Annotated in this window: 8 protein-coding genes; 6 read left to right on the top strand and 2 right to left on the bottom strand. The window is 50.2% G+C overall.

Features of this window, described 5'->3' with window-relative positions; genetic code table 11:
- Positions 1–114 precede the first annotated feature (114 nt).
- The 5 genes from ACO0K2_RS12560 (at position 115) to ACO0K2_RS12540 (ending at position 8638) form a co-directional block, all read left to right on the top strand.
- Positions 115–1299: a lipid-transfer protein gene (locus tag ACO0K2_RS12560; RefSeq protein ID WP_423019246.1), complete on the top strand. Its 1185-nt coding sequence runs from the start codon at positions 115–117 to the stop codon at positions 1297–1299.
- 19 nt (positions 1300–1318) lie between these two features.
- The gene (locus ACO0K2_RS12555) at positions 1319–2461 is read left to right on the top strand and encodes an acyl-CoA dehydrogenase family protein (protein WP_423019244.1); all 1143 of its coding nucleotides are present in this window, start codon (positions 1319–1321) and stop codon (positions 2459–2461) included.
- 76 nt (positions 2462–2537) lie between these two features.
- The gene (locus tag ACO0K2_RS12550; RefSeq protein ID WP_423019242.1) at positions 2538–3692 is read left to right on the top strand and encodes a CaiB/BaiF CoA transferase family protein; all 1155 of its coding nucleotides are present in this window, start codon (positions 2538–2540) and stop codon (positions 3690–3692) included.
- A 182-nt stretch (positions 3693–3874) separates the two neighbouring features.
- Positions 3875–7168 carry an amidohydrolase family protein gene (locus ACO0K2_RS12545; RefSeq protein ID WP_423019240.1) on the top strand — a complete coding sequence of 1098 codons (3294 nt, stop codon included), beginning with the start codon at positions 3875–3877 and terminating at the stop codon, positions 7166–7168.
- 276 nt (positions 7169–7444) lie between these two features.
- Positions 7445–8638, top strand: coding sequence for an aromatic amino acid transaminase (locus tag ACO0K2_RS12540; RefSeq protein ID WP_423019238.1), 1194 nt, complete (start codon positions 7445–7447; stop codon positions 8636–8638).
- 110 nt (positions 8639–8748) lie between these two features.
- On the opposite strand, the gene murI is transcribed toward ACO0K2_RS12540, so the two are convergent.
- Positions 8749–9624, bottom strand: a complete 876-nt coding sequence (gene murI / locus ACO0K2_RS12535; RefSeq protein ID WP_423019236.1) for a glutamate racemase — start codon at positions 9622–9624, stop codon at positions 8749–8751.
- 84 nt (positions 9625–9708) lie between these two features.
- Positions 9709–11226: a fumarate hydratase gene (locus ACO0K2_RS12530; protein ID WP_423019234.1), complete on the bottom strand. Its 1518-nt coding sequence runs from the start codon at positions 11224–11226 to the stop codon at positions 9709–9711.
- A gap of 534 nt (positions 11227–11760) precedes the next feature.
- Between ACO0K2_RS12530 and acs the strand changes: the two genes are divergently transcribed.
- Positions 11761–13764 (top strand): acetate--CoA ligase, encoded by a 2004-nt coding sequence (gene acs, locus ACO0K2_RS12525; protein WP_423019232.1) that lies wholly within the window; start codon positions 11761–11763, stop codon positions 13762–13764.
- Positions 13765–13847: the final 83 nt, after the last annotated feature.

Here is a 13847-nt window from a genome sequence, read left to right as displayed (position 1 = left end):
GCTTGACCTATAAATTATGATTATTGGTCACGTGACCTATATTAAACAATACCATGATTTTGGCAATGCTTTTTTCATCGACGCCAGGATCCAAACAAAAATATGGAGACAAACATGAGCCAACAAGTTGTTGTGGCGGGCGTTGGTATGATTCCCTTTGCCAAACCTGGCACGGGCGCAGTCTATAACGAGATGGGAGCGAACGCGACGATGCAGGCGTTGGCGGATGCTGGTATTGGTTATGATCTGATTGAACAAGCGTATGTCGGATATGTGTATGGCGATTCCACAGCGGGACAGAAAGCACTATACCAAGTTGGGATGACAGGCATCCCTATCGTCAATGTCAATAATAATTGCTCGACGGGTTCGACTGCTTTGTTTCTCGCGCGCCAAGCGATTGCCAGTGGCGCGGTTGAGTGTGCGTTGGTATTGGGGTTTGAACAGATGAGCCCCGGCGCTTTGGGCGCGGTATTTCAAGATCGGCCAAGTCCGTTTGATCGCTTCGATGAGGTGACAGAGCGCTTGGTTGGTATGTCGCATATTCCCCTAGCACTTCGCTACTTTGGTGGTGCGGGTCTGAGCCATATGCAGAAATACGGTACGCCGATGGAGTCATTTGCCAAGATACGTGCCAAAGCAAGTCGTCACGCCGCAAACAACCCTCTTGCCTTGTTTAAACAAGTAGTGACCCCTGAAGACGTCATGAATGCCACGATGATCTGGCCTGGGGTCATGACAAAGTTGATGGCATGCCCACCGACTTGTGGTGCGGCTGCTGCCGTGCTGGTTTCTGAGCAATTTGCAAAGAAACATCATCTCAATACGCAAGTGTATATCGCCGGTCAGGCGATGACCACAGACCGACCTGATACCTTTAACAGCGACGACATGATGCGCGTCGTTGGTTATAACATGAGCAAAGAGGCCGCCGCGAAGGTCTATGCACAAACCGGGATTGGACCGGAAGACCTCGACGTCGTCGAGCTGCATGATTGTTTTGCGCATAATGAACTCATCACCTATGAAGCGCTTGGATTGTGCCCAGAAGGTGGTGCTGCGAAATTTATCGACGATGGTGACAATACCTATGGAGGGCAGGTGGTAACCAATCCATCGGGTGGTCTACTCTCGAAAGGGCATCCATTAGGGGCGACCGGCTTGGCACAATGTTTTGAACTTACACAACAATTGCGCGGTAATGCTGGAGCACGTCAGGTTGCCGGTGCGCGCGTGGCGCTTCAGCATAATTTGGGTCTCGGCGGGGCCTGTGTTGTGACGATGTATCGTCAAGCCTAATCGATGAGAGGAGCATGATATGCATTACACGTCACCTTGGATGAATCCTGAGCTTGAACAGTTTAGAGCGGCAATCAAACGCTTTATCGCTACGGAGGTCACACCCCATCAAGACCGTTGGCGAACCCAACAGCACGTTGATCGCGCGCTCTGGCATAAAGGAGGCGAGATGGGAATGCTCTTAGCAGACATTCCTGAAGCCTATGGCGGGTCAGGCGGTAGTTTCGCACATCAGGCGATTGTGTTTGAAGAGTTGGGTGATGCGGGTGATATGGCATTCGGTATCCATGTACACGCAATCGTCGCACATTACATCCTCAATCAAGGAACCGAAGCACAAAAGCAAAAATACCTGCCTTTACTTGCCAGTGGAGAACTCGTTGCGGCCATTGCGATGTCCGAGCCTGGTGCTGGGTCCGATTTAAAAGGCATCCGAACAACAGCGCTTCGCGATGGTGATGGCTACCGCATTAACGGTTCGAAGATTTTTATTTCGAATGGGTATCTCGCTGATCTCGTCGTTGTTGTCGCGAAAACCGATCCGGAGGCAGGCGCAAAAGGGATTTCGCTGATGCTGGTCGAAACCCGCCACTGTCCTGGATACCGTGTCGGTAGGATTCTCGAAAAAATGGGGCAGAAAGGGCAAGACACGTGCGAACTGTTTTTTGATGATGTCAGGGTGCCTGCTGACGCTGTCTTGGGTGGTGTCGAGGGGAAGGGATTCTCTCAGCTGATGACGGAGTTGCCCTATGAACGTACGATTCTTGGGGTCGCTGGTGTTGCTGCCATCGAGCGTGCACTGCGTTTGACCGTTGAATATACCCGCGAACGAAAAGCCTTTGGTCAGGCTTTGATTGAGATGCAACATACCCGTTTTGTCTTGGCCGAAATTAAAACGGAGGCGACCATTGCCCGTACTTTTATCGACCGATGTATCGTGGATACATTGGAAGGGCGTATGGATACGGAGCTCGCTTCCATGGCGAAATACTGGATTTCCGACCTGCAATGCAAAGTAATTGATCAGTGCCTACAGTTGTTTGGGGGATATGGTTATATGCTTGAGTATCCAATCGCGCAAATGTATGTCGATGCGCGGGTACAGCGCATTTACGGTGGTGCCAATGAGATTATGAAAGAAATTATTTCGCGTTCTTTGTGACGTTGTTGCTGATGCTGTTGCTGATGTTATTGCGCCATCGACATCCACGTCGTTTATTTCAAGAATAGGGAAGTCTATGAGTGGTCCGTTATCGGGTTTGCGAGTCATTGAAATGGTTGGTTTGGGTCCATGCCCTTTTGCCGCCATGATGTTGGCCGATATGGGGGCAGAGGTGATTCGTATCGATAAGAAAACATCACCGGGCGCCATCAATCCCTTTCCTATGCTGGGTACCCGATTCGATGTCATGGCGCGCGGACGTCGGTCTCTGGCATTAGATATGAAGCAGCCGACAGATCAGGCGATTCTATTGGCGCTGCTTGATCAAGCGGATGTGCTTCTGGAGGGATTTCGACCAGGTGTGATGGAGCGTCTCGGCGTCGGTCCGGAGGTATGTCTCGCTCGCAACGCCAAGTTGGTGTACGGACGAATCACTGGCTGGGGTCAACATGGTCCGTTGGCCTTGTCAGCGGGACACGACATCAATTACCTCGCCTTAACCGGTATGCTGCAAGCAATGGGGAGGGCCGATGCACCCCCAGCACCGCCGCTCAATCTGGTGGCTGATTTTGGTGGTGGTGCAATGATGCTGGCGTTTGGCGTGTTGTGCGCGGTATTTGCGGCGCAACAGTCCGGGCGTGGGCAGGTGGTTGATGCGGCCATGGTCGATGGTGCCGCCTTGCTTGGCGCGATGCTTTACGGATTCAAACAATATGGCGCATGGAGCACAGAGCGCGAGGCAAATTTGTTGGATGGTGGTGCGCCGTTTTACGATAGCTATGCCTGCGCGGACGGCAAATTCATTACGATCGGTGCGATTGAGCCGCAGTTTTATGGGCTATTGCTCAAGCTGACGGGGGTTGATGATCCTGCGTATTTATCGCAAATGACGGTGTCTGGTTGGCCCGATCTCAAGAAAAAATTTGCCGCCTTGTTTGCAACCAAAACGCGCGAGGCGTGGTGCAGCATTCTTGAGAACACCGACGTCTGTTTTGCGCCGGTATTGGATATGGCAGAAGCGCCACAGCACCCGCATAACGTTGCACGAAATAATTTTATTCAAATCGATGGCGTAACACAGCCCGCACCTGCGCCGCGCTTCAGCCTGACACCGCCTGTGGTGTCGATGCCGCCATCAAGGCCCGGAGAACATAGCCACCAGATTTTGCAGGATTGGAAGGTCAGTGAGACCTTGATTCAGCAATATCACGATGTGGCAATCACGCGATAAGAATTTTATTTATTTCGCTCTCAAAGTACGCGATATTCTTTTGTCTTGGCCCCCTTTGCACAAACATTCTCTCTATCTGAGGACGACCGGAACTTCTGATCCGGTGTTGTATCAGAATACGGGTATCACTATATAAATGAGCTGCTCAACCGTTGGGCAGAACAATAAAAAGGGGAACGTGTATGCGTAGTTCAAGATTATTGCCCGGCGTCGTGGCAATCATGATGTGTTTTCCGGCACTCAATGGATTGGCGGCTGAGCCGGCAAAACAAGAGGCAAAGCCAGAAGCAGAAGCCAAAAAATGGGATGTCAATCACCCGCCAGGAGAAGCTAAAACCGTCAATATCGATACCCGTACTGGGACTTGGATGAGTGTCGATGTGAGTCCAGATGGTCAGCAAGTGGTGTTTGATTTGTTAGGTGACTTGTACTTGCTGCCGATCAAGGGTGGGGAGGCCAAACCATTGACCCATTCTATCGCTTGGGAGATGCAAGCACGGTTTTCGCCAGATGGAAAGCAAATCGCCTATATGTCTGATGCCAACGGCGGTGACAATATTTGGGTGATGAACGCAGATGGAAGCAATCCTCACGCGATTACGAAAGAAGATTATCGTCTGCTGAACAATCCCGTCTGGAGCCCTGACGGACAATATATCGCTGCGCGTAAACATTACAGCGGCACGCGTTCTTTGGGATCCGGTGAAATCTGGATGTACCACACCAGCGGTGGCTCTGGCGTCCAGCTCAATGAGAAGCCTAATTGGCAAAAAGATCTGGGTGAGCCAGCTTTCTCCCCAGATGGTCGTTATGTGTACTACTCACAAGACACCACGGAAGGAAATGCATTCGAGTACAACAAAGACGCGAATGGACAGATTTACCAGATTTTCCGGAAAGACTTGCGCACCGGAAAAGTCAATGCCATTGCCGGTGGCCCAGGGGGTGCCGTGCGACCAGTGCCATCGCCTGATGGTAAATACCTCGCCTTTGTACGTCGAATCCGTAACCAATCAACATTGTTTTTGAAAAACCTCGAGACAGGTGAAGAAGTCGCAGCGTGGCCAGAACTAGAGCGTGATTTGCAAGAATCTTGGGCAGTGCAGGGCGTGTATCCGTCATTTGCATGGATGCCTGGAAGCAAGGAAATCGTCGTCTGGGCAAAGGGCAAAATCTGGCGTCTGGATCCGTTTGCACAAAAAGCGGTAGAAATTCCATTTCATGTCAAAGACACCCGTGAAATCCGCGAAGCAGTGCGTTTCCCACACGCTGTGGCGCCGGATCAGTTTGAAGTGCATCAATTACGTTCTGTGAATGTGGCTCCGCAGGGTGATAAGGTCATCTACTCGGCGTTGGGACACTTATATGTCCGTGATTTGCCAAATGGTACGCCGCGTCGTTTAACAAAAGAAACCACGCATTTTGAATATTTCCCCAGTTTTTCACGCGATGGCAAAAACGTCGTCTTTACAACATGGGATGATCAGAAAACAGGTTCCGTCCGTACTATCAATTTAGCGAGTGGCAAAGAAACAGTACTCACGACGCGTCCTGGAAAATACACGCAATCACGCTTCTCCCCAGACGGTAAGCAGGTCGTTTTTGTCAAAACCAAAGGCGGTTATCTCACGACCCCATGGTTTAGTATGGAGACGGGTGTTTATCTTGTGGATGCCGATGGAAAAGGTACACCACGCCTTGTGACTGAAGAGGGAAGTGCGCCGCAATTCGGTAAAGATGCGAGCGAAGTCTTTGTTACTCGTACCAAGTACACGGGTGAAGTTGATTGGACGACATCGCTGGTCAGGGTGCCGCTCGATGGTAAACCAGAGCAAGCCGTGGCAACGGGGGATTTTGCGGGTGACTTTGCGATTTCTCCAGACGGTCAATGGTTGGCATGGGGTGAACGTTATCATGCCTATGTCGCGCCGCTTCCTGCTGTTGGTAAAGCCATTACCATCAGTCCAAAAATGGACTCTCTGCCTGTGAAACAGCTTGATATCAATGCCGCGCAGTACCTGCATTGGTCGGGGGATAGCAAGCAAATTCATTTTGCGCTGGGCAATGAGTTATTTACACGGGATCTGAAAGAAGCGTTCACCTTCGTTCCTGGTGCGCCCGCGGAATTGCCAAAACTCGCTGAACACGGCGTTCAGATTGGCTTTACCGAAAAGGCAGATAAGCCACACGGCACGACCGTGATCTCGGGTGCACGCATTGCCACGATGCGAGGCGACGAAGTGATTGAAGATGGTCGTATCGTGATTGTTGATAACCGTATCGCGCAAATTGGTAAGGCAAGTGACATTGCGATCCCTGCGGGGGCAACGCAGATCGATGCCAAGGGCAAAACGATCTTGCCTGGTATCGTGGATGTGCACTGGCATGGCGGTATGGGTGAAGGCGGCATCATTCCGCAACAAAGTTGGATTGATTATGCCTCACTCGCTTTTGGCGTGACGACATTGCATGATCCTTCTAACGATAGCAATGAGATTTTCTCCCATAGCGAAATGCAACGTGCCGGGGCTGTAGTCGCACCGCGTATTTTCTCAACGGGGACGATCTTGTATGGTGCGAAGGCGAACTTCTCTGCGGTGGTGAATAGTTTGGATGACGCGTTAACGCACTTAAAGCGTCAAAAGGAGCTCGGTGCCATTTCTGTGAAGAGTTATAACCAGCCTCGCCGAGAGCAGCGTCAACAAGTGTTGGAAGCTGCACGTGAGACCGGAATGATGGTGGTGCCAGAAGGTGGTTCCTTGTTCCAAGCCAATATGACGATGGTGATTGATGGTCATACCGGTGTGGAACACACATTGCCAGTGCCAAAGGTCTATGACGATGTCACGCAGTTGTGGTCTCAGACGCGCGTCGGCTACACGCCAACCTTGGGTGTGGCGTATGGTGGATTGGATGGCGAACATTACTGGTATGCCCACACGGATGTCTGGAAGCATCCTTTGTTATCCAAATATGTGCCACGTACCGTGTTGGAGTCACGCAGCGTTCGCCGCGAGATTGCACCGGAGGAAGATTACAACGTCTTCCGCGAGGCTGAACTGGCGACGTCGTTGCAAAACGCGGGCGTTCCTGTCAACTTGGGTGCCCATGGTCAGCGGGAAGGTTTGGCAGCGCATTGGGAGCTCTGGACAATGGTGCGTGGTGGCATGACACCAATGCAAGCCTTGCACAGTGCGACAATCAATGGCGCGAAATATCTGGGGCTGGATAAAGATGTGGGATCGTTAGAAGTCGGTAAATTGGCGGATTTAATGATCATTGACGGCGATGTGCTGCATGATATTCGTCAGTCAGACCGCGTGACACAGGTCATGCTGAATGGCCGTCTGTACGATTCGGCAACGATGAATGAGGTGGGGGCAAGCAAAAAAGCGCGTCAGCCATTCTTCTTCGAAGGTAAATCCGGCGTGAATGCGCCAGTGGGGGCGGCAGAATACAGCCACGGCGGCGATTAATCGTTTTTGTTACCTCCCTAAACGCCCATCAGCTGACACTGGTGGGCGTTTTTTTTGAGCGCTTCTCACCCTGAGACATGGAGACAGACAACGTCTGGTTTTTTCTTCAAAAAGGGGTTTCAGATACAGTTATTGCCTTCCTAGGACGTAATGTGTGTATTTTATTTGGACTTGAGTGTGTCAAAATAGCGCATGTTTTGCGTCGTCCTGTTATTTTATTAAATAATGAACAATGATAATGGGATGATTTCTTATCCAACAACCTGGAGTCACATCATGTTTCAGCACGTCGAAGCCTATCCTGGCGATCCTATTTTGTCTCTGAACGAAGCCTTTGGCAAAGATCCGCGTCCAAATAAGATCAATTTATCGATTGGTATTTACTTTGACGACGCAGGAAAGATCCCTATGTTGCCTTCAGTGCGTGCTGCCGAGCATAAGGTGGTCGCCGATGCTGGTGCCCGTCCTTACTTGCCAATGGAAGGTGCTGCCAACTTTAGATCAGCAGTCCAAGAATTATTGTTTGGTAAAGACAGTGCCGCTGTCAAAGCAGGGCGTGTTGTGACGATGCAAATGGTTGGTTCTAGCGGTGGTCTGAAAATTGGTGGCGATTTTATTAAGCGTTACTTCCCAGCTTCCACCATGCTCGTCAGTGATCCGACATGGGATAACCACCGCGCCGTGTTTGAAGGCTGTGGTATCACGGTGAAAACATATCCTTACTACGATGCTGCGACAGGTGGTTTGCGTTTTGATGCGATGTTGGATGCGCTTAAAGCTGCTGAGAAACACAGTATCGTGCTGTTGCATGCATGCTGCCACAATCCAACAGGTGTTGATTTGACCAAAGAACAATGGCAAGCATTGGTGCCAGTCTTGAGGGAGCGTGAATTGATCGCTTTCCTGGATTTGGCGTATCAAGGCTATGGTGACGGGATCGATGAAGACGCGTATGCGATTCGTTTGCTGGTCGATGAAGGCTTGAGTTTCTTCGTGGCGAACTCATTCTCTAAGAGCATGAGTCTGTACGGCGAGCGTTGCGGTGCGTTGAGTGTCGTATGCCCAGATGCGGCACAGGCGGTCAATGTGTTGGGTCAGATGAAGGCAACGATCCGTCGCAACTATTCCAACCCACCGATGCACGGCGGCCAATTGGTGGCACGTGTGTTGAGTGATCCAGAATTGCGTCCAATGTGGGAAGCGGAAGTCGTGGCGATGCGTGATCGTATTCAATTAATGCGTCGCAAATTGCATGATGTGTTGAGTGCGAAATTGCCGGGCCGTGATTTTAGTTATTTCTTGACACAGCGCGGTATGTTTAGCTACACCGGTTTGACTGCGGAACAGTGCGATCGTCTGAAAGAAGAGTTCGGTGTGTATCTCGTGCGCTCCGGTCGTATGTGCGTCGCCGGTCTCAATACTGGTAACGTCGAAGCGACAGCCAATGCGATGGCAGCCGTGCTTGGCTAATGGTGGCACAGTGATCAAAGCGGTGATCGTCACCGCTTATCAGACAAAAGCGACGTCATCAGCGTCGCTTTTTTTCATGCATGCACTTGGTTTAGCGGGCGTTTAAAAAATTAACAGGTACTCACTGCACTTGGCATTTCGGCGATCGCAGCGATGTCGAGTGCCGAATCAGGTATTTTTAATAACTGACTAAATGCGTTGCGCAAACTGCTCTTGCTGCTGGTCGTATACGCCCTTAGCGTTGGTGGACGCTGGATTGCCTGTAGCGATAATCCGCCTTGTTCCAATAAACGTTGAAGCTGCAAGGCAACGGCAACACCCGTGTCGACGATCTGAACGATTTTTTCTGGTGTCCCTTGCTCTGCGTGGTATTCGCGAATCACTTGCTCGATGAGCCCAGTGACGAATGGGTAGTGAGTACATCCCAGCACCAGCGTATCAGCACCCGATTGCAGCAAAGGCGTGACAAATTGACGTACTAATCGCAGTGTTGCGATCGACCGCAATTCACCTTTTTCAATTTGATTGACCAAGCCAACGCAGGCTTGCTCTTCGAAGTGAACGTTTGTTTCAGTGGCTAAGTGATTCTTTAATTGTTTGAATTTGTCGCTTTGCAGCGTGAACTGCGTTGCCATCACGCCGACAATCTTTTCTTTACTCAAGAGCGCAGCAGGCTTGAGGCCAGGTTCCATACCAATGATGATGAGATCTGGGTAGTGCGCACGCAAAGTTTTGATAGCCGCCGCAGTGGCAGTATTGCAGGCGACGACAAAGGCTTTGATTTCTTTTTGTTGCAAAAATTCGGCGACGGCGAGGCAGCGTTCGATAATATCTGCTTCTGATTTATCACCGTACGGTGCGTAGGCTGAATCAGCAAAATAAATGAGTGATTCGTGCGGAAGAATATGTCGAATATGTTGTAAAACAGAAAGACCACCGACCCCAGAATCAAACACCCCGACAGGTGATAAACGATGCATCTTCATAGTGGGATAGTCCTTTTCTAATCTGAGCTTGCAGGGGTGCAAGCTCAGAGGTGGTTCGGGTTTAACTAGTACTTAATTACGTTATCAGTTGACGGGAATGATGCCGATTTTTGCTTGCCATTCTCTTGGACCTGTGTTGTGGACAGAGGTACCTTGAGAATCGACAGCAACCGTCACTGGCATATCAACCACATCGAATTCATAAATCGCTTCCATGCCCAGATCAGCAAAGCCAACAACCGTTGCCGATTTAATTGCTTTGGAGACGAGGTAAGCTGCACCACCAACGGCCATCAGATAAGCAGATTGATGTTTTTTGATCGACTCAATGGCAACAGGTCCGCGCTCGGCTTTACCAATCATCGAAATCAACCCTGTTTTTTCTAACATCATGTCGGTGAATTTATCCATCCGTGTCGCTGTTGTTGGACCTGCTGGGCCCACAGCTTCATCACGGACAGGATCAACTGGACCGACGTAGTAAATAACACGGTTGGTGAAATCGACAGGCAAGCTTTCACCCTTCGCCAGCATATCTTGAATGCGTTTGTGTGCAGCATCGCGACCGGTCAACATTTTGCCGTTCAAGAGCAAGGTCTGACCTGGTTTCCAAGATGCGACTTCTTCTTTGGTCAATGTGTTGAGATCGACACGTTTCGATTTTTCTGTATCGGGTGTCCAGTGAACTTCTGGCCAGTCAGAGAGTTTTGGTGGTTCAATGTAAGAAGGACCTGATCCATCCAACACAAAGTGCGCATGACGAGTTGCTGCGCAGTTTGGAATCATTGCGACAGGCTTGGATGCCGCATGTGTTGGATACATGTTGATTTTCACGTCGAGTACTGTCGTCAAACCGCCCAGACCTTGCGCGCCAATGCCGAGTGCGTTGATTTTGTCGCACAATTCAATACGTAATTCTTCGGTTTTGTTTTGTGGGCCGCGCTGTTTGAGTTCATACATGTCGATGTCATCCATCAAGGATTCTTTTGCCATCAACATTGCTTTTTCAGCGGTACCACCGATACCAATGCCCAACATCCCTGGCGGACACCAGCCAGCACCCATCGTTGGGACGGTTTTCATCACCCAGTCAACCAAGGAATCAGAAGGGTTGAGCATGACGAATTTGGTTTTGTTTTCGGAGCCACCACCTTTTGCTGCGACTTTCACGTCGACGGTGTTGCCCGGTACCAGTTCCATGTGAACAACTGCTGGTGTGTTGTCTTTGGTGTTTTTACGTTCGAACTGTGGGTCAGCAACGATCGACGCACGCAGTTTGTTTTCTGCAAGGTTGTAGCCTTGGCGAACGCCTTCATTGACGGCATCGATAATCGAGCCAGAGAAACCTTCAAAGCGGACACCCATACCAATCTTGAGGAACACGTTGACGATACCGGTGTCTTGGCAGATAGGACGCTTACCTTCTGCGCACATACGGGAATTCGTCAGAATTTGGGCAATCGCGTCTTTGGCTGCGGGGCTTTGTTCTGCCTCGTAAGCGCGCGCCAAATGGGCGATGTAATCAGCAGGGTGGTAGTAGCTGATGTACTGTAGCGCGGCGGCTACGGATTCGATCAAATCGTCTTGCTTAATGACTGTCATGGTGTGGCTCTTCGCTAGTGGTGAAAATGGGTTGCTTAGTGAATGTCGCAACCAGGTTTGGTCAGGAACGACGCGATCATCTCGACGCGATAGCAGCGACATAGTGGGTGCTTCGTCGCGTACTCTGCATGCACGTTTGCAGAACAAATCAATGCCGTTCCTCGTTCGTCTTTGGTTCAACCGCAGACACCTTTTTCCCCGTCATGTTGCACAGGATAACTCAGCAACATGGGGACTGTGCTGGGTTACATTCACATAAAACATTATTTTACATCTGTGTCGCAGGCTCGTGTATCCCGACATGATGTTAATGAAACTTCAATGTGGGGCTAATGGTATTATTCTGGTATTGAATTCGGCGACGGCGTGGAAGTGTCAATGGACAGGATTCATCGTAAGGCTTGAGTAAGTCTCTGCGTTTAAGGTTAGCCTGTCCAGTTTCATGGCACGGATTGTTGGCTTGCTTCTTACTGCCTTTGATTCGGCTTTATTCCAGCGTTAAAGATTTTTATTGAAAACAAGACGGAGACAAACATGACAGACTCAACATCGAACGGCACTGATAGCACAGAAATAAAAGCAGAGTCCCGGATTTTCCCGCCCCCAGCGGCGTTTGCAGCGACGGCAGCAATTTCAGGAATGGATGCTTACCACGCGCTGTGCAAGTCAGCAGAAGATGACTACGAGGGCTTCTGGGCTAACTTAGCACGCGAGAATCTGCACTGGCACAAGCCATTCTCCACGACCTTGGATGAGTCGAATGCGCCACTCTATAAATGGTTCGACGATGGTCTGCTCAATGTCTCCTATAACTGCTTGGACGTCAATTTACAAAAAGGGAATGGCGACAAAGTTGCTGTGATTTTTGAAGCCGACGGTGGAGATGTCACGAAAGTCACTTACAAAGAGTTGCACCAGAAGGTTTGTCAGTTTGCGAATGGTCTGAAATCGCTGGGCATCGGCAAAGGTGACCGTGTGGTGATTTACATGCCCATGTCGGTTGAAGGTGTTGTTGCAATGCAAGCATGCGCACGTATCGGCGCAACACATTCTGTGGTGTTCGGTGGTTTCTCTGCAAAGTCACTGCAAGAACGTATCGTTGACGTCGGTGCCGTTGCGGTGATCACGGCGGATGAGCAGGTTCGTGGCGGTAAACATTTACCACTGAAAGCCATTGCTGATGAAGCGCTGGGCTTAGGCGACTGCGAAAAAGTGCGTAACGTCATCGTTTATCAACGCACAGGCGGTCCTATTGCAATGGTCGAGGGTCGTGATCTGTGGATGCATGAGCTGGTCGCTACACAATCCTCCGAATGCGAGCCAGAATGGGTGAGTGCAGAGCATCCGCTCTTTATTCTTTACACATCGGGTTCAACCGGCAAACCAAAAGGTGTTCAACACTCGTCAGGCGGCTACTTATTGTGGGCGATCCTGACCATGAAGTGGACATTTGATATCAAGCCAACCGATGTGTTCTGGTGTACGGCAGATATTGGTTGGGTCACTGGTCATACCTACATCACTTACGGACCATTGGCTGTTGGTGCAACTGAAATCGTGTTTGAAGGCATTCCAACGTTCCCGAATGCAGGGCGTTTCTGGAATATGATCGAAAAACACAAAGCGACGATTTTCTACACAGCACCAACGGCGATCCGTTCGTTGATCAAGGCGGCAGATGCAGACGCCAATGTGCATCCATCGAAATTCGATCTCTCGTCCTTACGCTTGCTGGGCTCCGTCGGTGAGCCGATTAATCCAGAGGCGTGGATGTGGTACTACAACAATATCGGCCGCGGCAATTGCCCGATCGTTGATACTTTCTGGCAAACAGAAACGGGTGGTCATATGATGACTCCGCTGCCAGGTGCAACACCGCTGGTGCCAGGTTCATGCACATTGCCGTTGCCAGGCATTATGGCAGCGATTGTGGATGAAACAGGCCACGATCTGCCTAACGGGCAGGGCGGTATTCTGGTGGTGAAGCGTCCATGGCCTTCCATGATTCGTACCATCTGGGGTGATCCAGAGCGCTTTAAAAAGAGCTATTTCCCAGAAGAGTTTGGTGGCAAAGTCTACCTGGCAGGTGATGGTGCAATTCGTAACAAGGACACAGGTTACTTTACGATTACGGGGCGTATTGATGACGTGCTCAATGTTTCTGGTCACCGCATGGGCACCATGGAAATTGAATCCGCACTCGTTGCGAATCCGCTGGTCGCTGAGGCGGCAGTGGTTGGTAAGCCTGATGACACGACAGGTGAAGCAATCTGCGCGTTTGTTGTGCTGAAACGTAGCCGTCCTACCGGCGATGAAGCAAAACAAATCGCTACTGAATTACGGAATTGGGTAGCGAAAGAAATTGGTCCGATTGCTAAGCCAAAAGAGATCCGTTTTGGTGACAATCTGCCAAAAACACGTTCAGGCAAAATCATGCGTCGTTTGTTGCGTGTGCTTGCAAAAGGCGAAACAATCACCCAAGACGTGTCGACTTTAGAGAATCCAGCGATTCTGGAGCAACTCAAACAGCCACTGTGATCGACCCACTACTGAATTGATTCATTGTTTCATTAATCAAATTAATCAATTCAGTGGCTATTGTGCTAGCAAAAAAAAGCGCG

The sequence above is a fragment of the Undibacterium sp. MH2W genome, assembly GCF_049340215.1.
In the GTDB taxonomy this organism is placed as follows: Bacteria; Pseudomonadota; Gammaproteobacteria; order Burkholderiales; family Burkholderiaceae_D; genus Undibacterium.
Note: the sequence above shows the minus strand (reverse complement) of the source record. Positions and strands in the feature narration are given on the sequence as shown.

Coding starts and splice junctions, on each gene's coding strand:
- ACO0K2_RS12540 (WP_423019238.1), top strand. CDS start 7,445: ATGTTTCAGCACGTCGAAGCCTATCCTGGCGATCCTATTTTGTCTCTG.
- ACO0K2_RS12530 (WP_423019234.1), bottom strand. CDS start 11,226: ATGACAGTCATTAAGCAAGACGATTTGATCGAATCCGTAGCCGCCGCG.
- ACO0K2_RS12555 (WP_423019244.1), top strand. CDS start 1,319: ATGCATTACACGTCACCTTGGATGAATCCTGAGCTTGAACAGTTTAGA.
- murI (WP_423019236.1), bottom strand. CDS start 9,624: ATGAAGATGCATCGTTTATCACCTGTCGGGGTGTTTGATTCTGGGGTC.
- acs (WP_423019232.1), top strand. CDS start 11,761: ATGACAGACTCAACATCGAACGGCACTGATAGCACAGAAATAAAAGCA.
- ACO0K2_RS12560 (WP_423019246.1), top strand. CDS start 115: ATGAGCCAACAAGTTGTTGTGGCGGGCGTTGGTATGATTCCCTTTGCC.
- ACO0K2_RS12550 (WP_423019242.1), top strand. CDS start 2,538: ATGAGTGGTCCGTTATCGGGTTTGCGAGTCATTGAAATGGTTGGTTTG.
- ACO0K2_RS12545 (WP_423019240.1), top strand. CDS start 3,875: ATGCGTAGTTCAAGATTATTGCCCGGCGTCGTGGCAATCATGATGTGT.